We start from the raw sequence: 23,011 nt of genomic DNA on the forward strand, positions 1-23,011 counted from the left end.
CGATCGATGATCCCGGTTACGTCCTTCGCCGGCAAGACCGTCGCCGTGTTCGGGCTCGGCGGCTCGGGGCTCGCCTCCTGCCACGCCCTGCAGGCCGGCGGCGCCGAGGTGATCGCCGGCGACGACAGTGCCGAGAATGTCGCCAAGGCGGCGCAAGCCGGCTTCATCACCGCGGACTTGCGCAACGTCTCCTGGACGAATTTCGCGGCTCTTGTGCTCGCACCTGGCGTGCCGCTGACGCATCCGGTGCCGCACTGGACTGTGCTGAAGGCGCGCGAGGCGGGCGTCGAAGTGATCGGCGACATCGAGCTGTTCTGCCGCGAGCGACGGCGGCATGCGCCGGACGCGCCGTTCGTCGCCATCACCGGCACCAACGGCAAGTCGACCACGACGGCGCTGATCGCGCACCTGACCAAGGTGGCCGGCTACGACACCCAGATGGGCGGCAACATCGGCACCGCGATCCTGTCGCTGGAGCCGCAGCGCATGGGCCGCGTCCATGTGATCGAGATGTCGTCCTACCAGATCGATCTCACGCCCTCGCTCGATCCCTCCGTCGGCATTCTGCTCAATGTCAGCGAGGATCACATCGACCGTCACGGCACGATCGCGCATTACGCCGCGGTGAAGGAGCGCCTCGTCGCCGGCGTTCAGGGGAGCGGCACCTCGATCGTCGGCGTCGACGACGGCTTTTGCCGCGACATCGCCGACCGGCTCGACCGCGCCGGAAAGACCGTCGTGCGCATCTCAGTTAAGAATCCGGTCGCCTCCGGCATCTATGTCGAGCACGGCACGATCGTGCGCGCCTCGGGCGGCGCCCGCAGCGAGGTCGCCGCGCTCGGCGGCATCGGTTCGCTGCGTGGGCAGCACAATGCACAGAACGCGGCCTGCGCCGCGGCTGCCGCGCTCGCGATGGGCATCAGCCAGGATGTGCTTCAGAACGGCCTGCGCAGCTTTCCCGGCCTGGCGCACCGCATGGAGCAGGTCGGCCGCCGCGGCAACGTGCTGTTCGTCAACGACTCCAAGGGCACCAACGCGGATGCCACCGCGCATGCGTTGTCGTCCTTTGCCGACATCTTCTGGATTGCTGGCGGCAAGCCGAAGGCGGGCGGCATCACTGGCCTGACCGGCTTTTTTCCGCGCATCCGCAAGGCCTATCTGATCGGCGAGGCGGCGCAGGAGTTTTCGGGAACGCTGGGTACACAGGTGCCGCATGAGATCAGCCAAACGCTCGATATTGCCGTCGAGCACGCCGCGCGCGATGCGGAAGCATCGGGCTTACAGGATCCCGTCGTGCTGTTGTCGCCCGCCTGCGCCTCCTTCGACCAGTACCGCAATTTCGAGATCCGCGGCGCAAAGTTCCGCGAGCTGGTGCAGGCGCTGCCGGGTGTGAAGCCGGTGGTGTGAGGGTACGCTGTGTTCTCATTTCTCGCTGTCGTCACCCGCGAAGGCGGGTGACCCAGTATTCCAGAGGCGGTGCTTGAGCCGTGAAACCGCGGCGTACTGGATACCCCGCCTTCGCGGGGTATGACGCGCATTTGTGGTGGGCGACGCAAGCTACCTCTAAAGATCCTTATCTCATTAACCACCCGTAAACCAACCTCGGCGACCAATGGACCGACCTCCGTCCGAAAGCGGCCGCCCATGCTCTCCCGTGAAGAACGCACCCCCTTTTCCGAGTGGTGGTGGACCGTCGACAAGCCGCTGATGGGCGCCATCCTGGCGCTGATGCTGTGCGGCGTCATCCTGTCGCTCGCGGCCAGCCCGCCGGTTGCGACCCGCATCGGGCTTGATCCCTTCCACTTCTTCAGCCGCCACGTGATGTTCCTGGCGCCGTCCTTTATGGTGCTGGTCGGCGTCTCCTTCCTGTCGCCGCGCGCGATCCGCCGCTCGGCGCTGATCATCTTCGCGGCCAGCATCGTCCTGATCGTGCTGACGCTCGCGATCGGCCCGGAGGTGAAGGGCTCGCGGCGCTGGATCACGCTGCTCGGCGTCAACATCCAGGCCTCTGAGATCGCCAAACCTTCGTTTGTCGTCGTTGCGGCCTGGCTGTTCGCAGAATCGACCAGGCGGCCCGAAATGCCGGCAACCTCGATGGCACTGGTGCTGCTGCTGATGCTGGTCTCGCTGCTCGTGATGGAGCCGGATTTCGGCCAGACCATGCTGGTCCTGATGGTGTGGGGTTCGCTGTTCTTCATCGCGGGCATGCGCATGATCTGGGTGTTCGGCCTTGCGGGCGCTGCCGCCGCCGGCCTGTTCAGCGCCTATCTGTTCGTTCCGCACGTCGCAGGCCGCATCAAGCGCTTCATGAATCCGGCTTCAGGCGACACCTTCCAGGTCGATACCGCGATGGAGGCCTTCTACAACGGCGGCTGGTTCGGGCTCGGACCGGGCGAGGGCATTGCCAAGCGTAGCCTGCCGGACAGCCACACCGATTTCGTGTTCGCGGTCGCGGCCGAAGAGTTCGGCATCATCCTGTGCCTCGCCATGCTGACGCTGTTCGCCTTCGTCGTCATCCGCACGCTGTCGCGCGCCTATGCCAATGAGGACATGTTCTCGCGCTTTGCAGCCTCGGGCCTGGCGATCCTGTTCGGCGTTCAAGCTGCGATCAACATGTCGGTCAACCTCCAGCTCATCCCCGCCAAGGGCATGACGTTGCCCTTCATCTCCTATGGCGGCTCCTCGATCGTGTCGCTCGCCTATGGCGTCGGCATGATGCTGGCGCTGACCCGGCTGCGCCCACGCACCGAGGTCGAGGCAAGCGGCCACGCCGAGGCGATGCGCAGCTACGCTTAGTTTTTGTCATTGCGAGGAGCGAAGCGACGAAGCAATCCAGGCTGTCTCCGCAGAGGCAGTCTGGATTGCTTCGCTTCGCTCGCAATGACGAGAAGGACCTAGTAAAAGGCGTTTCCATGGACACGTCCCCCCTGATTCTTCTCGCCGCGGGCGGCACCGGCGGCCATCTGTTTCCGGCCGAGGCGCTCGGCGTCGAATTGATCCGGCGCGGCTTTCGCGTTCGCCTCGTCACGGACGAGCGCGCGCTGCGCTACGGCGGGCTGTTCAGCAAGGACATGATCGACGTCGTTGCAAGCGAGACTGCGCGCGGGCGCAACCCGCTTCAGCTCGCCTATGCCGGCCTCACGCTCGCTGCCGGAACGCTGTCTGCTTTCGGCCTGATCAAGCGTCTCAAACCGGTCGCCGTCGTCGGCTTCGGCGGCTATCCGACGCTGCCGCCGCTGGTCGCGGCGAAATTCGCCGGCGTGCCCGGCATCATTCACGACGCCAACGCGGTGCTCGGCCGCGCCAACCGCTTCCTCGCAAGTCGCGTCCGCGCCATCGCGACGTCCTTGCCCGGCGTGCTCGACCGCGATCCGGCGCTGGCCGGCAAGACCACGACGGTCGGCACGCCGATGCGGCCAGCGATCCTCGCGGCCGCCGCCGTGAAATATTCTGCGCCCGAAGCGAACGGCCCGCTGCGACTGCTCGTCGTCGGCGGCAGCCAGGGCGCCCGCATCATGGCCGACATCGTGCCCGGTGCGATCGAGCGGCTCGAGCCCGCGCTGTGGAGCCGGCTCGTCCTCACCCAGCAGGTCCGCGACGAGGATATGGCGCGCGTACGCGCGGTCTACGACCAGCTCAAGATCAAGGCCGAGCTTGCGCCGTTCTTTACGGATTTGCCGGCGCGGCTCGCCTCCAACCATCTGGTGGTTTCGCGCTCCGGCGCCGGCACCGTCGCCGAACTCGCCGCGATCGGCCGGCCCTCGATCCTGGTGCCGCTGCCCGGCTCGATCGATCAGGACCAGTTCGCCAATGCCGGCGTGCTGGTCAAGGTCGACGGCGCGATTCGTATCCCGCAGACGGACTTTACCTCGGACCGGCTGGCCACGGAGATTTCCGGCTTTGCCGCAGAGCCCGAGCGCCTTGCGGCGATGGCTGTAGCGGCGAAGGGGGCGGGGCGGCTCGATGCTGCCGAGAGGCTCGCCGATCTCGTGGTCAAAGTTGCGGGAATCTGACGCGAAAAAGCTCTTGTCATCGCCTTCCAAAGCGGGGCATCCAATACGAAGGCGCGCGGCTGATTTGAGCCGTCACCTTCGCCAAATGCCGCCTTCGCAGGCGGCAAGGTCAGGGAACAGAGCATGAGACTGCCGCGCGAGATCGGACCCATCCACTTCGTCGGGATCGGCGGGATCGGCATGAGCGGCATCGCCGAGGTGCTGGTCAATCTCGGCTATGCCGTGCAGGGCTCGGACGCCTCTGACAATTACAATCTCGACCGTCTGCGCAAGAAGGGCGCTAAGGTCTCGGTCGGCCACGCGGCCAAGAACGTCGACGGCGCCGACGTCGTCGTGGTGTCCTCGGCGATCAAGCGCGACAATCCGGAATTGATGGCGGCGCGCGCGCAGCGCATTCCCGTGGTGCGCCGCGCCGAGATGCTGGCCGAGCTGATGCGGCTGAAGAGCTGCGTCGCCATCGCCGGCACCCATGGCAAGACCACCACGACGACGATGGTTGCGACGCTGCTCGATGCCGGCGGCCTCGATCCGACCGTCATCAACGGCGGCATCATCAACGCCTACGGCTCCAATGCGCGCCTCGGCGCCGGCGACTGGATGGTGGTGGAAGCCGACGAGAGCGACGGTACGTTCCTGAAGCTGCCGACCGAAGTCGCGATCGTTACCAATGTCGACCCCGAGCATCTCGACCACTTCAAGACGTTCGAGGCCGTGCAGGACGCATTCCGCAGCTTCGTCGAGAACCTGCCGTTCTACGGCTTTGCCGTGATGTGCATCGATCATCCAATCGTGCAGAGCCTCGTCGGCAAGATCGAGGATCGGCGCATCATCACCTATGGCGAGAATCCGCAGGCGGATGCGCGGTTGCTCGACCTGACTGCCGGTGGCGGCGGCTCGAAGTTCAAGGTCGTGATCCGCGACCGCAAGGCCGGCACAACGCATGAGATCGGCGACCTCGCGCTGCCGATGCCCGGCCGGCACAACGCATCGAATGCGACCGCGGCGATTGCGGTGGCACATGCTCTCGGCATCTCCGACGACAAGATCCGCAGCGCCATCGCAAATTTCGGCGGCGTCAAGCGCCGCTTCACCAACACCGGCGAATGGAACGGAATCACCGTCATCGACGATTACGGCCATCACCCCGTCGAGATCGCGGCGGTCCTGAAGGCCGCGCGCGACTCCTACAGCGGAAAGGTGATCGCAGTGGTGCAGCCGCACCGCTACACCCGCCTGCAATCGCTGTTCGAGGAATTCTGCACCTGCTTCAACGATGCCGATGCCGTGATTGTCGCCGATGTCTATGCTGCAGGCGAGGCGCCGATCGAAGGCATTGACCGCGACCATTTCGTCGCCGGCCTTCGCGCGCATGGGCACCGCGAGGTGATCCCGCTGCCGGCAGTGACGGATCTCGCGCGTATCGTCAAAGGTCTCGCGACATCGGGCGATCTCGTCGTCTGCCTCGGCGCCGGCAACATCACGCAATGGGCCTACGCACTGCCCGGCGAATTGAAGGCGCTGGGGTGAGGGTGGTGATTTTGCTCTCGCTATTCGCCATGCGGTACGCTGCGCTCCCTCCCCCCTTGTGGGGGAGGGCGGGGGAGAGGGGTAGCCCCGGGCGAGGTCTGAGTTCGTGGCTACCTCCCTCCCTGACCCTCCCCCACAAGGGGGGAGGGAACGGAAAGATTGTGGCTGCCTTACATGAGATGAACTCTTGCTGGGGCGGTGTCCACGCATGACCTTCCCCGACATCACGCCCGATCTCAAGGCCGCGATGCCCGAGCTTCGCGGCCGGCTGCTCGCCAACCAATCGCTCGCCGAGCTCACCTGGTTTCGCGTCGGCGGGCCGGCGCAGGTGCTGTTCACGCCGGCGGATGAGGGCGATCTCGCCTATTTCCTGGCACATCTGCCGAACGACATTCCGGTCTACGTCGTCGGTGTCGGCTCCAACCTGATCGTGCGCGACGGCGGCATTGGGGGTGTGGTGATCCGGCTCGGGCCGCGCGGCTTCGGCGACGTCAGCGTGAGCGGCAACGTCGTCACGGCTGGTGCTGCCGCGCTCGACAAGCGCGTGGCGGAAGTCGCGGCCAGCGCCAATATTGGCGAGCTGGAATTCTACTTCGGCATTCCCGGCACGATCGGCGGCGCGCTACGCATGAACGCGGGCGCCAATGGCGATGAGACCAGGGACGCGCTGATCGAGGCGACCGGCATCGGCCGCGACGGCACAAAGCACGTCTTCTCCAACGCCGACATGCAGTTCGTCTACCGCAGCAGCGGCGTCGATCCCTCTATCATCTTCACCTCCGCGCGTTTTCGTGGCGAGCTCAGGGATGCGGAAGGTATCCGCGCGCGCATGGCGGAAGTGCAGAGTCATCGCGAGACCGCGCAGCCGATCCGGGAAAAGACCGGCGGTTCGACCTTCAAGAATCCGCCCGGCCACTCCGCCTGGAAGCTGGTCGACGCCGCCGGTTGCCGCGGTCTGCGCGTCGGCGGCGCGCAGGTCTCGGAGATGCACTGCAATTTCCTGATCAACATGGGCGAGGCCACCGCGCACGACATCGAAACGCTCGGCGAGACCGTGCGCGAACGGGTGAAGGCAAATTCCGGAATTGAGCTACACTGGGAAATCAAGCGGGTTGGAATTCCATGATCACCGTCATCCCGGGGCTCGCGAAGCGAGAGCCCGGAATCCATCGGGCCGCAGAGACGGTGGAAAAATGGATCCTCCGATGCGCAATTGCGCATCATAGCTCGCGACGTCGTCGTGCCCCGGAATGATAAGTTGGAGAGATCGCGGACTATGAAAATCACCATCCTCTTCGGCGGCTCCAACCGGGAGCGTCTGGTTTCGGTCGCTTCAGCCCAGGCACTGCATCAGGCGCTGCCCGAGGCCGATCTCTGGTTCTGGGACATCCAGGACAAGGTGCACGTCGTCCAATCGAAGCAGCTGCTCGAACATGCTCGTCCGTTTGAGGACGAATTCCAGCCTGGCACGCGCGGCATTCCGCTGGAGCAGGCGCTCGACCAGGCCAAAGCCGAGGATCGCGTGCTCGTGCTCGGCCTGCACGGCGGGCGCGCCGAGAACGGCGAATTGCAGGTGACGTGCGAGGCGCGCGGCGTGGCCTTCACCGGATCGGGGTCGGCCTCCTCGCATCTCGCCTTCGACAAGGCCGCGGCCAAGCGGTTTGCCGCGCTCGGCGGTGTGACCCCGCCGGCCAACATTGCGCTCGAGACGATCGACGATGCTTTTGCCGAATACGGCAGGCTGATCGCAAAGCCTGCGCGGGACGGCTCGAGCTATGGCCTGATCTTCGTCAACGCCAGGCAGGACCTCGTCGCCGTCCGCAATGCGGCGGAGCACGAGGAGTACGTCATCGAGCCCTATATTGCCGGCGTCGAGGCAACCTGCGGCGTGCTGGAGCGGCCGGACGGTTCGATCATTGCGCTGCCGCCGATCGAGATCATTCCGGCCGAGGGTAATTTCGACTACGCGGCGAAATATCTTTTGAAGTCGACCCAGGAGATCTGCCCGGGCCGCTTCACGGCCGAGGTCACCGCCGCGCTGAAAGAGCAGGCGATGCTGGCGCATCGTGCTATGTCGTGCACCGGCTATTCGCGCTCGGACTTCATCGTCTCGGACAAGGGTCTGGTCTATCTCGAAACCAACACGCTGCCCGGGCTGACAAAGTCTTCGCTCTACCCCAAGTCGCTGAAGGCCGAAGGCATCGCGTTCGCTGACTTCCTGCGCGGCCTGATCGAGCTCGGCGAACGGCGGGTGCGGAAATAATTAGGACTGGTTAACGGCGAAACGGACGAAACCGCCCGGTTTGGCGGCCAAAACCGGTAAAATGCCGGATATCGCGGCATAAATGCCTCACAGCGCGGGGCAAAAAGCTTTCCGCGTTAACGAACTTTACCTTTTGTTTACCAGGAAGGCCGAAGGTTAACGCTGGCGGCGCATATGGCGCTTTGGCTGCCGGCGCGTGAGCTGTTGCGGGTGATCTCACCTCCAGCGAACGCTTTGAAGGGGAAAGGCTTCTTCTGCTGAAGACCAGCACCCGGCCGGCAAGTCCGAGACGTCCATGTTCGCCAGGACCCGCGTGATGTCGCGGGCAAACTGTTGACGAGCTCGTGCAATGGATGGTGCAGGAAGCCTCACCCGGTCGCTTTTCAGATCGCTGAGGCCCCAAGCTGACCTGAAGGCGGCCGCTGTCGGAGCGGTCGTGCTTCTGCGCGAGTGGGTGGAGCAGAAACGCAACGAGAGGCGCGCTGCCGCCAGCGACAAGATCAGGAACAAGACCAGGGCCAAACCCATCATCGAGCGCGAGCCGCCGCCGCGCATGGTGGCACTGGTCGAGCGCTATCTGCCGCGCCGGGTCGGGATCAGCATGACCGTGCTGCTGCTGATCGGAAGCTGCGGCTTCGGCATCGTCAAGGGTGGGCATCTCCAGGATTTCGTCACCGCCGTCGGCGACGCCCGCAACGCGCTGGCCAATTCGGCCGGCTTCCGCATCACCTCCGTCGTGATCAACGGCCGCAAGCAGCTCAGCCAGGACGAGATCCTCGCGATCGGCGGCGTCAGCGGCCGCTCCTCGCTGCTGTTCCTCGACGCCGACGGCGTCCGCGACAAGCTCAAGGGCAATCCCTGGATCGCGGATGCGACCGTGCTGAAGCTCTATCCGGGCCAGCTCATGATCGAGATCACCGAGCGCAAGGCGTTTGCGCTGTGGCAGCAAGCCGGCCGACTATCGGTGATCGCCGATGACGGTGCCGTGCTCGAGCCCTACGTGTCCCGCCGCTTCCTGTCGCTGCCGCTCGTGGTGGGCAAGGGTGCCGATACGCAGGCTCGCGACTTCCTGGCCCTGCTTGCGCGCTATCCGCAGGTGAATTCGGTGACGAAAGCCGCGATCTACGTCGGTGAGCGGCGCTGGAACCTGAGGCTGAAGGACGGTCTCGATATCCGCCTGCCCGAGCAGGACGTCGGCAACGCGCTTGCGACGCTTTCCAGGCTCGACAAGGACGACAAGCTGTTCTCCCGTGACATCCTCGCCGTCGACATGCGCCTGCCCGATCGCCTGGTGGTGCAGCTGTCCGACGACGCCGCCAAATCGCGCGAGGACTTGTTCAAGGACAAAAAGAAGAAGAAGGCCGGAGACTCCGCATGACCGGCCTCGACCGCACCCAGACCCCCAAGACCCGGCCGATGCCGCACAAGCGCGGTGGCCTCGTCGCCTGCCTCGACATCGGCACCAGCAAGATCGCCTGCATGATCGCGCGGCTGAAGCCGTCCGCGCCGAGCGAGGCCCTGCGCGGACGTACCCATGCGATCGAACTGATCGGTTACAGCCAGATCCAGTCGCGCGGCATGAAGGCCGGCGCGGTGGTCGATCTCGCCGAATGCGAGCAGGCGGTGCGCCAGGCCGTCGGGCTTGCAGAGAAGATGGCCAAGGTGCGGGTCGAGTCCGTGCTGCTGTCAGTCTCCGGCGGCAGGCTCTCCGGCCAATTGGTTGAAGCTGCCGCCGATATCCGCGGCGGAGCGGTGACGCCCGCCGACGTCAGCCGTGTGACTTCGACCGGCATGCGCCATGCCACCGGCGAGGGCCGCACTGTGCTGCATGCGCTGCCCGTCGGCTATACGCTCGATGGCGCCAAGGGCATCCGAGATCCCCGCGGCATGGTTGCGCACCAGTTCGGCGTCGACATGAACGTCGTCACCTGCGACGCCACGGTGGCGCGGAACCTGATGCTGGCGGTGGAGCGCTGCCACCTCAATGTCGAAGCCATGGCGGCGAGCCCTTACGTGGCCGGTCTGTCGGTGCTGACCGACGACGAAGCCGATCTTGGCGCGGCCGTCGTCGAGATGGGCGCGGGCACCACCACGATCGCGGTCTATGCCGGCGGTCGCTTCGTGCATGCGGCCGGCTTTGCGGTCGGCGGGCAACACATCACGATGGATCTTGCACGCGGACTCTCGGCGACCATTGCCGATGCCGAGCGAATCAAGACGTTATACGGGACCGTCCTCACCGGCGGATCGGACTCGCGTGAGCTGATGTCTGTACCGACGGCCGGTGACGAGCAGGATCTGCCGCAGATCGTCTCCCGCGCCACCATCGCCAACATCGTCAAGCACCGTGCCGAGGAAATCTTCGAAATGGTTCGGGACAGACTGAAGGATTCGCCCTTCGCGGCAGAGCCCAACGGGCGCGTCGTGCTCAGTGGCGGCGCCTCGCAGCTCACCGGCCTCGTCGAACTCGGGACGCAGATTCTCGGCCGGCCCGTGCGGGTCGGACGTCCGCTCGGTTTTGGCCGGCTGCCCAACGAGGCGAAGAACGCCGCCTTCGCGGTGCCCGCAGGGCTGCTGGTCTACCCGCAATATGTCCACCAAGAACATGTCGAACCGCGGCATACGCGGCAGCAGGTCAAGACAGGGACCGGCGGTTATTTCGGAAAGGTCGGGCGATGGCTACGCGAAGGCTTCTGATGACTCTATTCCGCAATTCCCGACTTTCATCAACTCCCGCGGCCGCCGGCCGGGGCGAACCCACGCGCGCGTGATCGAGAGGCAAACATGACCATCAATATCAATGTTCCTGATATTCACGAACTGAAGCCGCGGATCACCGTGTTCGGCGTCGGCGGCGCCGGCGGCAATGCCGTCAACAATATGATCACGGCCGGCCTCCAGGGCGTCGACTTCGTGGTCGCCAACACCGATGCGCAGGCGCTGACGATGTCGAAGGCGCAGCGCATCGTGCAGATGGGCACGGCGGTCACGCAGGGCCTGGGTGCAGGCTCACAGCCGAATGTCGGCGCCGCCGCCGCGGAAGAGGTGATCGACGAGCTGCGCGACCATCTCTCCGGCGCCAACATGGTGTTCGTCACCGCCGGCATGGGCGGCGGTACTGGCACCGGTGCCGCTCCCGTCATCGCCAAGACCGCACGCGACATGGGCATTCTCACCGTCGGCGTCGTGACCAAGCCGTTCCACTTCGAGGGTGCCCGCCGCATGCGCACCGCCGAAGCCGGCATCAACGAGCTGCACAAGGTGGTCGATACCCTTCTGATCATCCCGAACCAGAACCTGTTCCGGGTCGCCAACGAGAAGACCACCTTCGCCGACGCCTTCGCGATGGCCGACCAGGTGCTCTACTCCGGCGTTGCCTGCATCACCGACCTGATGGTCAAGGAAGGCCTGATCAACCTCGACTTCGCCGACGTGAGAGCGGTGATGAAGGAAATGGGCAAGGCGATGATGGGCACTGGCGAGGCCTCCGGCGACAAGCGCGCGCTGACCGCCGCCGAGGCCGCGATCGCCAACCCGCTGATCGACGACAGCTCGATGAAGGGCGCCAAGGGCCTGCTGATCTCGATCACCGGCGGCAAGGACCTCACTCTGTTCGAGGTCGACGAAGCCGCGACCCGTATCCGCGAGGAGGTCGACCAGGACGCCAACATCATCGTCGGCGCGACCTTCGACGAAGCGCTCGATGGCCTGATCCGCGTCTCCGTCGTCGCCACCGGCATCGAGCAGGCCGCGATCGCCCGCAACACCCAAGCCACCAGCGCCCCGGTTGCGAACCCGGCGCCCCAGGGCCAGCAGACTCCGGCTCCGGCCGCGGTGGCCGAGACCCGTCTCGCCGACCTTACCGCACGGCTGCGCGCCGACAATCAGCGCATGGCCGAGCGTGCCCAGAAGCTGGAAGGCCAGATCCCGGCCGCTGCGTCGGGCTCGGGCGCTCCCATGGCTCCACGTCCCAACGTCGAGCGTGCGGCGCTCGCGGCCATCGCCGCCGCCGTTGCCGAAGTCCCGCAGGCGCCTGCGCCAACGCAGACCTATGGCGACGTCACCGTGCGCCCGATCGCGCAAAAGCCGTCCCTGTTCCCGGAGCCCGAGCAGGCGCCGCTCTCTATGCAGGAGCCGATGACGCCGGAAAACTTCATCCCGCCGCAGGCCGAGCGGCCGCCCGTGCGCGCGCCGCGGATGCCGCGCCTCGATGAACTGCCGATGCCCGCCCAGGCCGAGATTCGCCAGGCCCGCGGCGAGGTCGAGGACGAGACTCCGCAAAAGACCCGCCTGTCGCTGCTGCAGCGCCTCGCCAATGTCGGCCTCGGCCGTCGCGACGAGGAGAGCGAGCCGCCGATCGCGGCGCGCAGCGCTGGTCCGGCGATGGCGCCGTTGCCCGATCGCAAGCCGCAGCGGTCCGTTGCACAGCAGATCGCTTCGAACGAGCCGGTATCGGAGTATGCTCGCCGGCCCGCGCCGCAAGGCCTCGACATGCATGGCCGCCCCGCACCTGTTGCGCCGGCGCCACAGGGAGACGACCATCTTGATATCCCGGCGTTCCTGCGGCGTCAGGCGACCTGAGGATTGTTACAATAAGGCAGACGAAAAAAGGTCCCGGCGGGAAGCTTGCCGGGACCTTTCCTTTGGCCCCGCAAATGCCCGGACTGCACACCCAAGCAACTGATTTTAAATCATTAATTATGCATTGGGTGGTTCAGTAAACGTGCCGATATCAACTCCAAAGCTCGGCGTAATTTGGTTAAGCCTTGGCGCGAATACGGCGGGTTTGGGGTAACAATCGGTAAAAAAGCGTGAGTTGGCGCTGTTTCGGGCAGTGACTATGGTTTGCCGTGACTTGGGGATACGGATTCGGACGGGCGGCCATACGGCCAGTCAGTCGGGTATGTATAAGTCGCAGTGGTCGTAGTGGGGCGGTTCCTGATGAAATTTAGCCGGCAAACAACGCTTCGTGCGCAAGCCTCCGTGGCCGGCGTTGGCGTTCATTCCGGTCTTCCCGTCACCCTCACCCTTGGACCTGCGCCTGTCGACGCAGGTCTTATTTTTGTCCGCACCGGCCTTGAGGGAAGTGACCGCGAGTTTCAGGCAACCGCCGAGCAGGTGATCGCGACCGACTTTGCGACTGTTCTCGGTGATCGCGACGGCCCGCTGGTCTCGACCGCCGAGCACGTGCTTGCTGCACTGCGGGGAATGGGTGTCGACAACGCCACCATCGAAATCGACGGTCCGGAAGTGCCGATCATGGACGGCAGCGCCGCGGCCTTCGTTGCTGCGATCGACCAGGCCGGAATCGTCACCCAGCCGGCGCAACGGCGCTTCATCCAGGTTTTGAAGCCGGTCTCGGTCAAGATCGGTGGCTCCTTCGGCGAGATCCGGCCTAACGCCACCGGGTTCCGCGCCGAGGTCGAGATCGATTTCACCAATCCCGTCATCGGCCAGCAGAGCTTTGCCTTTGACCTCAGTCCGGAACGCTTCCGCCGCGAAGTCGGCCGTGCCCGGACCTTCGGCCTGATGTGCGATGTCGCCCGGCTCTGGAGCGCGGGCTACGCACTCGGTGCCTCCTTCGACAACACCGTCGTGTTCGACGACGAGCGGCTGCTCAACACCGAAGGCCTGCGCTACGCCGACGAATGCGTTCGCCACAAGGTTCTGGACGTCATCGGCGACCTCGCGCTGGCCGGTCTGCCGCTGCTTGGTGCCTATCGCTCGGTTCGTGGCGGCCACAAGCTCAACCACGCCGTCCTGACTGCGCTGCTCGCTGATCGTACCGCCTGGCGGGTGGTCGAGGGCGAGGCGGCCCGTCGCACCACGCGTTCCGTCGTCGAGGTCGGCAGCGGCATGGTTGGCGGGCGGATCGCCGCGGCCTACGGGCCGGACGTGTCCTGACCGACCTGCTGTCGCAGGCGTCTGGCTGCGGCTTTCCCCCCGGGAAACTCCTGGTAACGTTGATCCGCTAGGATTGCGGCAAGTTCGCCTTAATCCGGGCGGAATGCCTGCCTATCCGGTTCGTTGAAGATCGTTTTTCGGTTACACCGGCGTGGTCTCATGGCAGGCACCACGGTCACATTTCGCGCCCATGACGGGTTCATGGGCTGGCGGGCACCGCATCACAGGCGTCAGGTCTTAAATTCATGTCGGCACAGCGTATGACGCGCGGACATCTCTCGGTTTCGCCAAAGGCTTGGACCGGGGCTCGTGGGTTGCTCCGCGCTGCCACCTTCTTCTTGCTCTTCTTGCTCGCGTTGCCGCTGGCCGGCTGCGGCACCGGCGCGCTGTGGGACAAGTTCACGGCCAAGGACGACACCTTCGTCGAGGAGCCCGCCGATAAGATCTACAATGAGGGCCTGTACCTCATGAACGAGAAGAAGGACATGAAGGCGGCGAACAAGAAGTTCGAAGAGGTCGACCGCCAGCATCCCTATTCCGACTGGGCGCGGAAATCGCTGCTGATGTCGGCCTATGCGTCCTATCAGGGCGGCGACTTCGACGGCTGCATCGGCGCCGCCACCCGCTACGTCACGCTGCATCCCGGCAGCCCGGACGCGGCCTATGCGCAGTACCTGATCGCCGCCTCGCATTACGACCAGATCCCGGACATCAGCCGCGACCAGACCCGTACCGAGAAGGCAATCGCCTCGCTGGAAGAGGTGGTGCGCAAATATCCCAACTCGGAATATGCGACCTCCGCCAAGGCCAAGATCGAGGGCGCGCGTGACCAGCTCGCCGGCAAGGAAATGAACGTCGGCCGCTACTATATGCAAAAGCGCGACTACACGGCGGCGATCAACCGCTACAAGGCCGTGGTGACGCAGTACCAGACCACCCGCCACGTCGAGGAGGCGCTGTACCGCCTGACCGAGGCCTATATGGCCATCGGCATCGTCGGCGAGGCGCAGACCGCCGCCGCGGTGCTTGGGCACAATTTTCCTGACAGCCGCTGGTACAAGGACGCATATAATCTTGTAAAATCCGGCGGTCTCGAGCCGAGCGAGAATCAGGGGTCATGGATCAGCAAGACCTTCAAGAAAATGGGTCTCGGCTAGGAAATAGGGTTCCATGCTGGCGCGTCTGTCGATCCGTGACATCGTCCTGATCGAACGGCTCGATATCGAATTCGCCACCGGACTCGCGGTTTTGACCGGCGAAACCGGTGCGGGCAAATCCATCCTGCTCGATGCCTTTGCGTTGGCGCTCGGCGGCCGCGGCGACGCCGGCCTCGTGCGCCATGGCGCAGAGCAGGGGCAGGTTACGGCCGTATTCGATGTCCCGAAGAGTCACCCCGCGGCGAAAATCCTCGCCGAAAACGGTCTGGATGATACCGGCGAGATGATTCTCCGCCGGGTGCAGCTCGCCGACGGCCGTACCCGCGCCTTCATCAACGACCAGTCGATCAGCGTGCAGACTCTGAAAGCGGTCGGCGCTGCGCTGGTCGAGATCCATGGCCAGCATGACGAGCGCGCGCTGGTCGATGCCGCCACCCACCGCCGCCTCCTCGACGCCTTCGCCGGCCTTGAAAAGGAGGTCACGGCCGTGGAGGCGCTCTGGGATGCGCGCCGCGGTGCGAATGCCGCGCTGGAGGAGCATCGTGCTGGTATGGAGCGCGCCGCGCGCGAGGCCGACTATCTGCGCCACGCGTCCGACGAGCTCAAGCAACTCGCGCCCAAGGAGGGCGAGGAGACCGCGCTCGCCTCGCGCCGCACCGCCATGATGCAGGGCGAGAAGATCGCCTCGGATCTGCGTGAGGCGCAGGAAGCCGTCGGGGGCAATCATTCGCCGGTTTCGGCTCTCTCGGCCGCCGTGCGCCGGCTGGAGCGCCGCGGAGTCAATTCGCCGGCGCTGGTCGAGCCGGCGGTGAGGGCGATCGACATCGCCATCAACGCGCTGGAGGAGGCCGACCAACATCTCCAGGCCGCCCTGGCCGCGACCGATTTCGACCCCGGCGAGCTTGAACGCATCGAGGAGCGGCTGTTCGCTCTGCGTGCCGCCTCGCGCAAATATTCGACGCCGGTCGATGGGCTTGCCGCGCTCGCCGCCAAATATGCCGCCGATGTGGTGCTGATCGATGCCGGCGCCTCGCTATTGAAGAAGCTGGAGCAGGCGGCGATCGAGGCCGACGCCCGCTATGCCGCTGCCGCCAAGAAACTGTCGATGGCGCGGCAGAAATCGGCGGACAAGCTCAACAAGGCCGTCAATGCCGAGCTCGCGCCGCTCAAGCTCGAGCGCGCAAAGTTCATGACCCAGGTCGAAACCGACGAGAGTTCGCCCGGGCCGCAAGGCTTCGATCGCGTCGAGTTCTGGGTGCAGACCAACCCGGGCACCAAGCCGGGACCGTTGATGAAGGTCGCCTCCGGCGGCGAGCTGTCGCGTTTCCTGCTGGCGCTCAAGGTCGTGCTGTCCGATCGCGGCTCGGCGCCGACGCTGGTGTTCGACGAAATCGACACCGGCGTGGGCGGCGCGGTGGCGGATGCCATCGGGGCGCGGCTCGCACGCCTCGCCGGCAAGGTGCAGGTGATGGCCGTGACCCACGCCCCGCAGGTCGCCGCCCGTGCCGACCAGCATCTGCTGATCTCCAAGGACGCCCTCGACAAGGGCAAGCGCGTCGCTACCCGTGTCAACGCCCTGGCTGCCGACCACCGTCGCGAGGAGATCGCGCGGATGCTCGCAGGCGCCGAAATCACGGCCGAGGCGAGGGCGGCGGCGGAGAGGCTGCTGAGGGCGGCGACGGCTTGATTCTCGTGTCCCGGACGCGCGTAGCGCGAGCCGGGACCCAGAAGGCCGCGTCACGGCCCCCGGCTCTGCAACGCACCGCTGAAGAGCGCCGCGCTGCGTCCGTGGTACGAAACTTAAGCGTCTTTACCCCTTCACCCGCTCCGTCGTATCCAACCACCATGGCAAGAGCAGCAAAATCCAAGGCAAGGCCGCTTCCCGACGTCGCCAGCCTGACCAAGGCGCAGGCCAAAGTCGAGCACATGCGGCTCGCCCTCGAACTCGAGGGCCACGACAAGCGCTACTATCAGGACGACGCGCCCTCGGTCACCGATGCCGAATACGACGCGCTGCGGCAGCGCCTCAACGCGATCGAGCAGCGCTTTCCCGAATTCGTCAGCGCAGAGTCGCCGTCGCAGAAGGTTGGCGCGGCGCCGTCCGGCCGCTTCAAGAAGGTCCGGCATGCCGTTCCCATGCTGTCGCTCGACAACGCCTTCGCCGAGGAAGACGTGCGCGACTTCGTCGGCCGCATCGTGCGCTTCCTCAAGCTCGCCGATGACAAGGTCGGCTTCTCCGCCGAGCCGAAGATCGACGGCCTCTCGATGTCGCTGCGCTACGAGGGCGGCGAGCTCGTCACGGCGGCGACGCGCGGCGACGGCGCGGTGGGCGAGGACGTCACCGCGAACATCCGCACGCTCGAGGACGTCCCGCAGAAGCTGAAGGGCCGCAACGTCCCCGATGTCTGCGAAGTGCGCGGCGAGGTCTACATGACCAAGCATGCCTTCCTCGCGCTCAACGAGCGACAGAAGGCGGCGGGCGATACCGTCTTCGCCAATCCGCGCAATTCGGCCGCAGGCTCGCTCCGGCAGAAAGACCCGACCATCACCGCCTCGCGCCCGCTCGGCTTCTTCGCCTATGCCTGGGGCGAGATGAGTGCGATGCCCGAGGGCACGCAGAGCGGCATGATTCACTGGTTCGAGCGCTGCGGCTTCAAGACCAATCCGCTGACCAAGTTGTGCCATTCGGTCGAGGAACTGCTCACCTTCCATCATGCGATCGAGCAGCAGCGCGCCGAGCTCGACTACGACATCGACGGCGTCGTCTACAAGGTCGACCGCATCGACTGGCAGGAGCGGCTCGGGTTCGTCTCGCGCACGCCGCGCTGGGGCATCGCGCACAAATTCCCGGCTGAGCAGGCCGTGACGGTACTGCGCGACATCGAAATCCAGGTTGGCCGCACCGGCTCGTTCACGCCGGTCGGCAAGCTGGAGCCGGTCGGCGTCGGCGGCGTGATCGTGCAGAACGTCACGCTGCACAACGAGGATTACATCAAGGGCATCGGCAACAAGGGCGAAGTGTTGCGTGAGGGCCGCGACATCCGAATCGGCGACACCGTCGTGATCCAGCGCGCCGGCGACGTTATCCCGCAGGTCGTCGACGTCGTCATCGACAAGCGGCCGAACAACGCCAAGGAGTTTCACTTCCCGAAGAAGTGCCCGTGCCCGCTGCACACCGACGTCACGCGCGAGGAGACGGCGGCGGGCGAGGAGGGTTCGCGTGCCCGCTGCACCGGCGAGTTCGCCTGCCCCTATCAGAAGATCGAGCACCTCAAGCTGTTCGTGTCGCGCCGCGCCTTCGACATCGACGGTCTCGGCGAGAAGCAGCTCCAGTATTTCTTCGACGAGGGTTTCGTGAAGGAGCCCGCCGAAATCTTTACGCTGGAAAAGCGCAACTCAAAGCTCAAGCTGGAAGAGATCGAGGGTTACGGCGAGACCTCGGTGCGCAATCTGTTCGGTGCGATCGAAAGCCGGCGCAGAATCGCGCTGGAGCGCTTCATCTATGCGCTCGGCATGCGCCATGTCGGCGAGACCACGGCATTGGCGCTGGCGCGCGGCTATGGCTCGTGGGATGCTTTCCACGATGCCAGCCTCAGGGTTGCCAAAGGCGACGAGGAAGCGATCGCCGACATGGACGCGCTCGACCAGATCGGCGACACGGTGATCAAGAGCATCGCAGACTATTTTGGCGAGAGCCACAATCGCGGCATCGTCGAGCGGCTGACCAGGGAAGTCGAGATCGTCGACGCCGAGAAACCGAAGAGCAACTCGGCCGTTGCCGGCAAGACCGTGGTGTTCACGGGCTCGCTGGAGAAGATGACGCGGGATGAAGCAAAGGCCACCGCGGAGCGGCTCGGCGCAAAAGTGTCGGGCTCGGTATCGAAGAAGACCGACCTTGTGGTCGCCGGCCCCGGCGCAGGCTCGAAGCTTGCCGAGGCCAACAAGCACGGCGTCAAGGTGCTGACCGAAGACGAGTGGCTGACGCTGATCGGGGAGTGAGGTTCTCTTCCGTCATTGCGAGCGAAGCGAAGCAATCCAGAATCTTTCCGCGGTGGCAGTCTGGATTGCTTCGCTGCGCTCGCAATGACGAGGCCAGGGCGTCTCAGCGCCCCTCACATCATCCCGCTCTCTTCCTCCTCCGCCCGATTTGCGTCTCGCTTATTACCGCCTGGCGGCGGGGCACGACGAAGATCATCATGCAGGCGCAGAGCAGCGAGATCGCGAGGACCGCAGAGGTGAGCGGCAACGTGGTGGCGGAATGGCCGCCGAGATAGGCGCCGAATTGCGACATCAGCGCGCCGATGCCTTGCTGCAGGAAGCCCATCGCGCCGGAGGCGGTGCCAGCGGCTTCAGGGCGGATGCTGATGGCGCCGGCGGCCGAATTCGCCATCACGAAGGCGTTGCCGGCCATCACGACCATCTGCGTGCCGAACAGCCACGCCGGCGCCTCGTTCCAGCCGAAGATGCTCCAGAGCAGGTTCAAAAGACTGCCGCAGAGTTGCAGGCCAAGCCCGAACCAGATCAGTCTTTCCAGCGAGTGACGCGGTGCGAAGCGCACGCAGAGCAGATTGCCGACCAGATAAGCAAAGCCGGTGGTCGCGAACCACGCGCCGTATTCGGCGCTGCTGCGGCCCATCTGCGTCACCACGATGTAGGGCCCACCGCCGGCAAAGGTGAAGATGATCTGCGAAGCCAGCACTTGGCACATCACATAGCCGATGAAGGCGCGGTTTCTGATCAGCATGCCGACGTCGCCGCGAAAGCCGCTGCCGGCCGCGCGGCTGCGGCGCGTCTCGGGCAGCGCCAGCGCGATGCCGGCGGCGACCGCAATCGCGCCGATGGTGATGGCGTAGAAGATCGCGCGCCAGCCGAACGCGGTCTCGATCAGGCCGCCGGTCAGGGGCGAGAGCATCTGCCCGATCATCAGGGCGGCGATGACGAGGCTGATCATGGAGGCGACGCGTTCGCGCTCATAAATGTCGCGGATGATGGCGCGGCTCACCACCATGCCGGCCGCACCGCCCAGCGCCTGGAAGAAGCGGGCCGCGATCAGTTGCGGCAGGTTCTGCGCGAACATGCAGGCGATGCTGGCGGCGACCATCAACGCAAGGCCGGTGATCAGAACCGGGCGCCGCCCGAACTTGTCCGACAGTGGGCCCATGATGAGCTGCGACAGCGCGATGCCAACCATGTAGAGCGACACCGTCATCTGCGCGATCGAGATGTCGCTGCCGAAATTTGCCGCCAGCACCGGCAGCGCCGGAACCAGCATATAGAGGGAGATCGGCGCGATCCCGGTCATCATGACCAGCAACAGCAGCACCACGCGCGAGGTCGCGAGGTTCCTGTTCGCTGCCGTTTCCGGCGGCTTGCTGATCATGCCGTGCATGCGTGTCCGTCTCGTAGAAATTCGAATCGGACTGTAGCGTGCTCGCGCAGGACGGATATCGGCGTTTCGGAATGCGGCTATACGGATTTTGGGACGGTTACGAAGACGGCGTGAGGGAGCCGGAGATTTCCCGGAGTGTTGCGCGATGTAGGTGCCGCACCATCGGTGTCATTCCCCGCGAAGGCGGGGAATCCAGTACGCCGCGGCTTTTCCGCATGCGTTTGCTGCCTCGGGAATACTGGATGCCCCGCCTGCGCGGGGCATGACCTTTCTCGTGGGACGAGTGTTGCGCAAACCGCGTAGCGTTATGTCAGCTCCGCCGTCGCCTGATCCAGCCACGCTTTTGTCGCTTCATCCAGCGCTGGCCGAACTTCGGCCCTCACGCGCGCGTGGTACGCATTCAGCCAATTGAGCTCGTCCCGGCTTAGCATCGCAACGTCGATCAGCCGGCGGTCGATCGGCGCCAGGGTCAGCGTCTCGAATGCGTTCATCGCTTTCTCGGCGCCCTTGATGTCGGCTTCGATCACCAGCTCGAGGTTCTCGATGCGAATGCCGAAGCCGTCGGTCTTGTAGTAGCCGGGCTCGTTGGACAGGATCATGCCGCGCTTGAGCGGCGTGGTGCCGAGTTTTGAAATCCGCGCCGGCCCTTCGTGGACGCTGAGATAGCTGCCGACGCCGTGGCCGGTGCCGTGCTCGAAATCGAGGCCGGCGGTCCAGAGATATTGCCGTGCCAGCGTATCGAGCTGCGCACCGGTGGTGCCGTCGGGAAACACGGCGCGTGCGATCGCGATGTGGCCGCGCAAGACGCGCGTATAGTGGTCGCGCATCTCATCCGTAGGCTCGCCCACGGCAATCGTGCGGGTGACGTCGGTGGTCCCGTCTTCATATTGCGCGCCGGAATCGATCAGCAGCAGGTCGCTGGGTGCGATCCGCCGGTTGCTCTTGCGGGTGACGCGGTAGTGCACGATGGCGCCGTTCGGGCCGGTGCCGGAGATGGTCGGGAACGACACGTCCTTCAGCGCGCCGGTGTCGCGACGGAATGTCTCCAGCGCCTCGACCGCGTCGATCTCGGTGAGCTTGCCGCTTGGCGCCTCGCGGTCGACGAAGGCGAGGAAGCGCGCCAGCGCCACGGCGTCGCGCCGGTGCGCCGTCTTGGTGCCCGCGATCTCGGTCGTGTTCTTGACCGCCTTGAGCAACGCAACCGGATCGTTGCCGCGCACCGGCTTGCCGCCGCCGCTCGCGATCAATCGGCTGAGCGCGTCAGCCGCGGTGGCATTGTCGAGCGCAATCGCGGCGCCGCTTTTGGCGAGCGCCATCAGCGTCGGGGCCATCGCATCCGGCTCGCGCACGTCGGCCGATTGCTCGAGATGGTCGCGCGTCAGGTTGGAGAGCTTGCGGTGGTCGATGAATATCGTCGGCCGGCCGTCCTTAGGCACCAGCGCGTAGGACAAAGGCAGCGGCGTGTGTGCGACATCGGCACCGCGGATGTTGAAGGTCCATGCCACGGCATGGCTGTCGGAGAGCACCAGCGCGTCGGCGCAGAGCTTGACGATTTCGGACTGGATCTGCTTCAGCTTCTCGGCCTCGCCGACGCCGGCATGCTGCATTCCGTGCACGGCGACCGGGGCGAGCGGCGGCTGCGGCCGGTCCTGCCAGATCGCATCGACCGGATTGCTGTCGACGGCGACCAGCTCCGCGCCGGCCTTGGCGCAGGCGGCGGCCAAGCGCTCTGCTGCCGCAAAAGTGTGCAGCCATGGATCAAATCCCAGGCGGTCGCCGGACTTCAGATGTGCAGACAGCCAGGTCTCCGGGGGCGGATCGGTCAGCGACTCCACCGCCCAAGCCTTCGCGTCGACCTGCTTGGCGGCCTGGAGTGTGTAGCGGCCGTCGACGAACACCGCGGCCTCCTGGGCCAGAACGACGGCAAGTCCCGCCGAGCCCGTAAAACCGGTCAGCCAGGCAAGCCGCTCCTCCGACGGCGGCACATATTCATTCTGCTGCTGATCGGCGCGTGGGATCACGAATCCGGTCAGCTTGCGGCGGGCGAGCTCTTCGCGGAGTGCCGCAAGCCGCGCCGTCAATGCGACTCCGGCCTCCGGCTCCTCGAATGTCTGGAAGTGTGCTTCGAACATGGTGGATCACTTTAGGATCATGGGGATGAGTCCGCAATCTGGACGCATTTGCATCGCATCTGGCATGGACTGTGCTTGAAAAAGTTCCGCTTGAGTCGAGTGGAGTAAACGGATGCAGCCTCTGAGCTTCGTCCGGACAGGGAAATTCGAGCAAGTGTTTCTACTCAACGGCGAGGGGATACACGATGCCTGCGTTCACGTTTGAGAAGATTTCGCCGCCGGCTCGTCGTACCCCGGCCGCAACCACACCGAAGAAGCCGCGCGGCCTCATCAGCCAGATGATCGACCGTTTCGCCGAGCGCCGCGCGAGGCGCACGCTGCAGGGCGAACGCGCGGTGCGCCGGGACGAGAAGCCGGCGGAGTAGCAGCGAACGCTGGGGTTCACCTCGCCCCGCTTGCGGCAGGGCAATCGCATATGGATTTCACGAGGATTGTCCGCGGGCTTGCTCCGCCTCCCCCGCTTGCGGGAGAGGCCGACGCGCTCGCAGAGCGCGGCGGGTGAGGGCTCTCGCCACGGCGGGATATCCTCCCCAATCTCAACAACCCCGACCCGGAGACACCCCCACCCCAACCCTCCCCCGCAAGCGGGAGAGGGAGCCCACTGCCGATGTCGCCGCATCGTGACT

At 65.4% G+C, this 23,011-nt stretch carries 15 protein-coding genes and 1 pseudogene; 14 read left to right on the forward strand and 2 right to left on the reverse strand.

The genetic code is table 11. The features are described from left to right. Positions 1–6: 6 nt before the first annotated feature. The 13 genes from murD (at position 7) to ligA (ending at position 18,863) form a co-directional block, all read left to right on the forward strand. Positions 7–1,407 (forward strand): UDP-N-acetylmuramoyl-L-alanine--D-glutamate ligase, encoded by a 1,401-nt coding sequence (gene murD, locus IVA82_RS41845; RefSeq protein ID WP_247382560.1) that lies wholly within the window; start codon positions 7–9, stop codon positions 1,405–1,407. A 237-nt stretch (positions 1,408–1,644) separates the two neighbouring features. Beyond that, a complete protein-coding gene (ftsW, locus tag IVA82_RS41850; protein ID WP_247382559.1) occupies positions 1,645–2,796 on the forward strand; it encodes a putative lipid II flippase FtsW in 1,152 nt (383 codons plus the stop codon). 116 nt (positions 2,797–2,912) lie between these two features. Next, on the forward strand, positions 2,913–4,013 hold the full coding sequence (gene murG / locus IVA82_RS41855; protein ID WP_247382558.1) for an undecaprenyldiphospho-muramoylpentapeptide beta-N-acetylglucosaminyltransferase: 1,101 nt from the start codon (positions 2,913–2,915) through the stop codon (positions 4,011–4,013). Between the two features lie 123 nt (positions 4,014–4,136). Next, on the forward strand, positions 4,137–5,540 hold the full coding sequence (gene murC / locus IVA82_RS41860; protein ID WP_247382557.1) for a UDP-N-acetylmuramate--L-alanine ligase: 1,404 nt from the start codon (positions 4,137–4,139) through the stop codon (positions 5,538–5,540). A gap of 208 nt (positions 5,541–5,748) precedes the next feature. Beyond that, the gene (murB, locus tag IVA82_RS41865; RefSeq protein WP_247382556.1) at positions 5,749–6,666 is read left to right on the forward strand and encodes a UDP-N-acetylmuramate dehydrogenase; all 918 of its coding nucleotides are present in this window, start codon (positions 5,749–5,751) and stop codon (positions 6,664–6,666) included. A 150-nt stretch (positions 6,667–6,816) separates the two neighbouring features. Then, a complete protein-coding gene (locus tag IVA82_RS41870) occupies positions 6,817–7,803 on the forward strand; it encodes a D-alanine--D-alanine ligase (protein ID WP_247382555.1) in 987 nt (328 codons plus the stop codon). Positions 7,804–8,152: 349 nt separating this feature from the next. Then, positions 8,153–9,181: a cell division protein FtsQ/DivIB gene (locus IVA82_RS41875; protein ID WP_247382554.1), complete on the forward strand. Its 1,029-nt coding sequence runs from the start codon at positions 8,153–8,155 to the stop codon at positions 9,179–9,181. After that, positions 9,178–10,500, forward strand: a complete 1,323-nt coding sequence (ftsA, locus tag IVA82_RS41880; RefSeq protein ID WP_247382553.1) for a cell division protein FtsA — start codon at positions 9,178–9,180, stop codon at positions 10,498–10,500. Before IVA82_RS41875 ends, ftsA begins: the two co-directional genes overlap by 4 nt. 87 nt (positions 10,501–10,587) lie before the next feature. Further along, positions 10,588–12,384 (forward strand): cell division protein FtsZ, encoded by a 1,797-nt coding sequence (gene ftsZ / locus IVA82_RS41885; protein WP_247382552.1) that lies wholly within the window; start codon positions 10,588–10,590, stop codon positions 12,382–12,384. 360 nt (positions 12,385–12,744) lie between these two features. Further along, a complete protein-coding gene (gene lpxC / locus IVA82_RS41890; RefSeq protein ID WP_247382551.1) occupies positions 12,745–13,707 on the forward strand; it encodes a UDP-3-O-acyl-N-acetylglucosamine deacetylase in 963 nt (320 codons plus the stop codon). A 245-nt stretch (positions 13,708–13,952) separates the two neighbouring features. After that, entirely contained in the window at positions 13,953–14,864 is a 912-nt protein-coding gene (locus IVA82_RS41895) for an outer membrane protein assembly factor BamD (RefSeq protein ID WP_247382550.1), read from the forward strand. A 13-nt stretch (positions 14,865–14,877) separates the two neighbouring features. After that, the gene (gene recN, locus IVA82_RS41900; protein WP_247382549.1) at positions 14,878–16,551 is read left to right on the forward strand and encodes a DNA repair protein RecN; all 1,674 of its coding nucleotides are present in this window, start codon (positions 14,878–14,880) and stop codon (positions 16,549–16,551) included. A 158-nt stretch (positions 16,552–16,709) separates the two neighbouring features. Next, positions 16,710–18,863, forward strand: a complete 2,154-nt coding sequence (gene ligA, locus IVA82_RS41905; protein WP_247382548.1) for an NAD-dependent DNA ligase LigA — start codon at positions 16,710–16,712, stop codon at positions 18,861–18,863. A 113-nt stretch (positions 18,864–18,976) separates the two neighbouring features. Here the strand turns inward: ligA and IVA82_RS41910 are convergent. After that, positions 18,977–20,253: pseudogene (locus IVA82_RS41910) on the reverse strand (multidrug effflux MFS transporter). A 305-nt stretch (positions 20,254–20,558) separates the two neighbouring features. After that, positions 20,559–22,385 (reverse strand): aminopeptidase P family protein, encoded by a 1,827-nt coding sequence (locus IVA82_RS41915; RefSeq protein ID WP_247493883.1) that lies wholly within the window; start codon positions 22,383–22,385, stop codon positions 20,559–20,561. A 185-nt stretch (positions 22,386–22,570) separates the two neighbouring features. Here IVA82_RS41915 and IVA82_RS41920 point away from each other — a divergent pair, with 185 nt between their 5' ends. Then, the gene (locus tag IVA82_RS41920) at positions 22,571–22,750 is read left to right on the forward strand and encodes a hypothetical protein (protein ID WP_247382546.1); all 180 of its coding nucleotides are present in this window, start codon (positions 22,571–22,573) and stop codon (positions 22,748–22,750) included. The last annotated feature ends 261 nt before the right edge of the window (positions 22,751–23,011 follow it).

This window comes from Bradyrhizobium sp. 142, assembly GCF_023074015.1.
Taxonomy (GTDB): domain Bacteria; phylum Pseudomonadota; class Alphaproteobacteria; order Rhizobiales; family Xanthobacteraceae; genus Bradyrhizobium.

Bases quoted from the DNA above. Each gene is read 5' to 3' on its own strand.
- murD (WP_247382560.1), top strand. From the start codon at position 7: ATGATCCCGGTTACGTCCTTCGCCGGCAAGACCGTCGCCGTGTTCGGG.
- ftsW (WP_247382559.1), top strand. From the start codon at position 1,645: ATGCTCTCCCGTGAAGAACGCACCCCCTTTTCCGAGTGGTGGTGGACC.
- murG (WP_247382558.1), top strand. From the start codon at position 2,913: ATGGACACGTCCCCCCTGATTCTTCTCGCCGCGGGCGGCACCGGCGGC.
- murC (WP_247382557.1), top strand. From the start codon at position 4,137: ATGAGACTGCCGCGCGAGATCGGACCCATCCACTTCGTCGGGATCGGC.
- murB (WP_247382556.1), top strand. From the start codon at position 5,749: ATGACCTTCCCCGACATCACGCCCGATCTCAAGGCCGCGATGCCCGAG.
- IVA82_RS41870 (WP_247382555.1), top strand. From the start codon at position 6,817: ATGAAAATCACCATCCTCTTCGGCGGCTCCAACCGGGAGCGTCTGGTT.
- IVA82_RS41875 (WP_247382554.1), top strand. From the start codon at position 8,153: ATGGATGGTGCAGGAAGCCTCACCCGGTCGCTTTTCAGATCGCTGAGG.
- ftsA (WP_247382553.1), top strand. From the start codon at position 9,178: ATGACCGGCCTCGACCGCACCCAGACCCCCAAGACCCGGCCGATGCCG.
- ftsZ (WP_247382552.1), top strand. From the start codon at position 10,588: ATGACCATCAATATCAATGTTCCTGATATTCACGAACTGAAGCCGCGG.
- lpxC (WP_247382551.1), top strand. From the start codon at position 12,745: ATGAAATTTAGCCGGCAAACAACGCTTCGTGCGCAAGCCTCCGTGGCC.
- IVA82_RS41895 (WP_247382550.1), top strand. From the start codon at position 13,953: ATGTCGGCACAGCGTATGACGCGCGGACATCTCTCGGTTTCGCCAAAG.
- recN (WP_247382549.1), top strand. From the start codon at position 14,878: ATGCTGGCGCGTCTGTCGATCCGTGACATCGTCCTGATCGAACGGCTC.
- ligA (WP_247382548.1), top strand. From the start codon at position 16,710: ATGGCAAGAGCAGCAAAATCCAAGGCAAGGCCGCTTCCCGACGTCGCC.
- IVA82_RS41915 (WP_247493883.1), bottom strand. From the start codon at position 22,385: ATGTTCGAAGCACACTTCCAGACATTCGAGGAGCCGGAGGCCGGAGTC.
- IVA82_RS41920 (WP_247382546.1), top strand. From the start codon at position 22,571: ATGCCTGCGTTCACGTTTGAGAAGATTTCGCCGCCGGCTCGTCGTACC.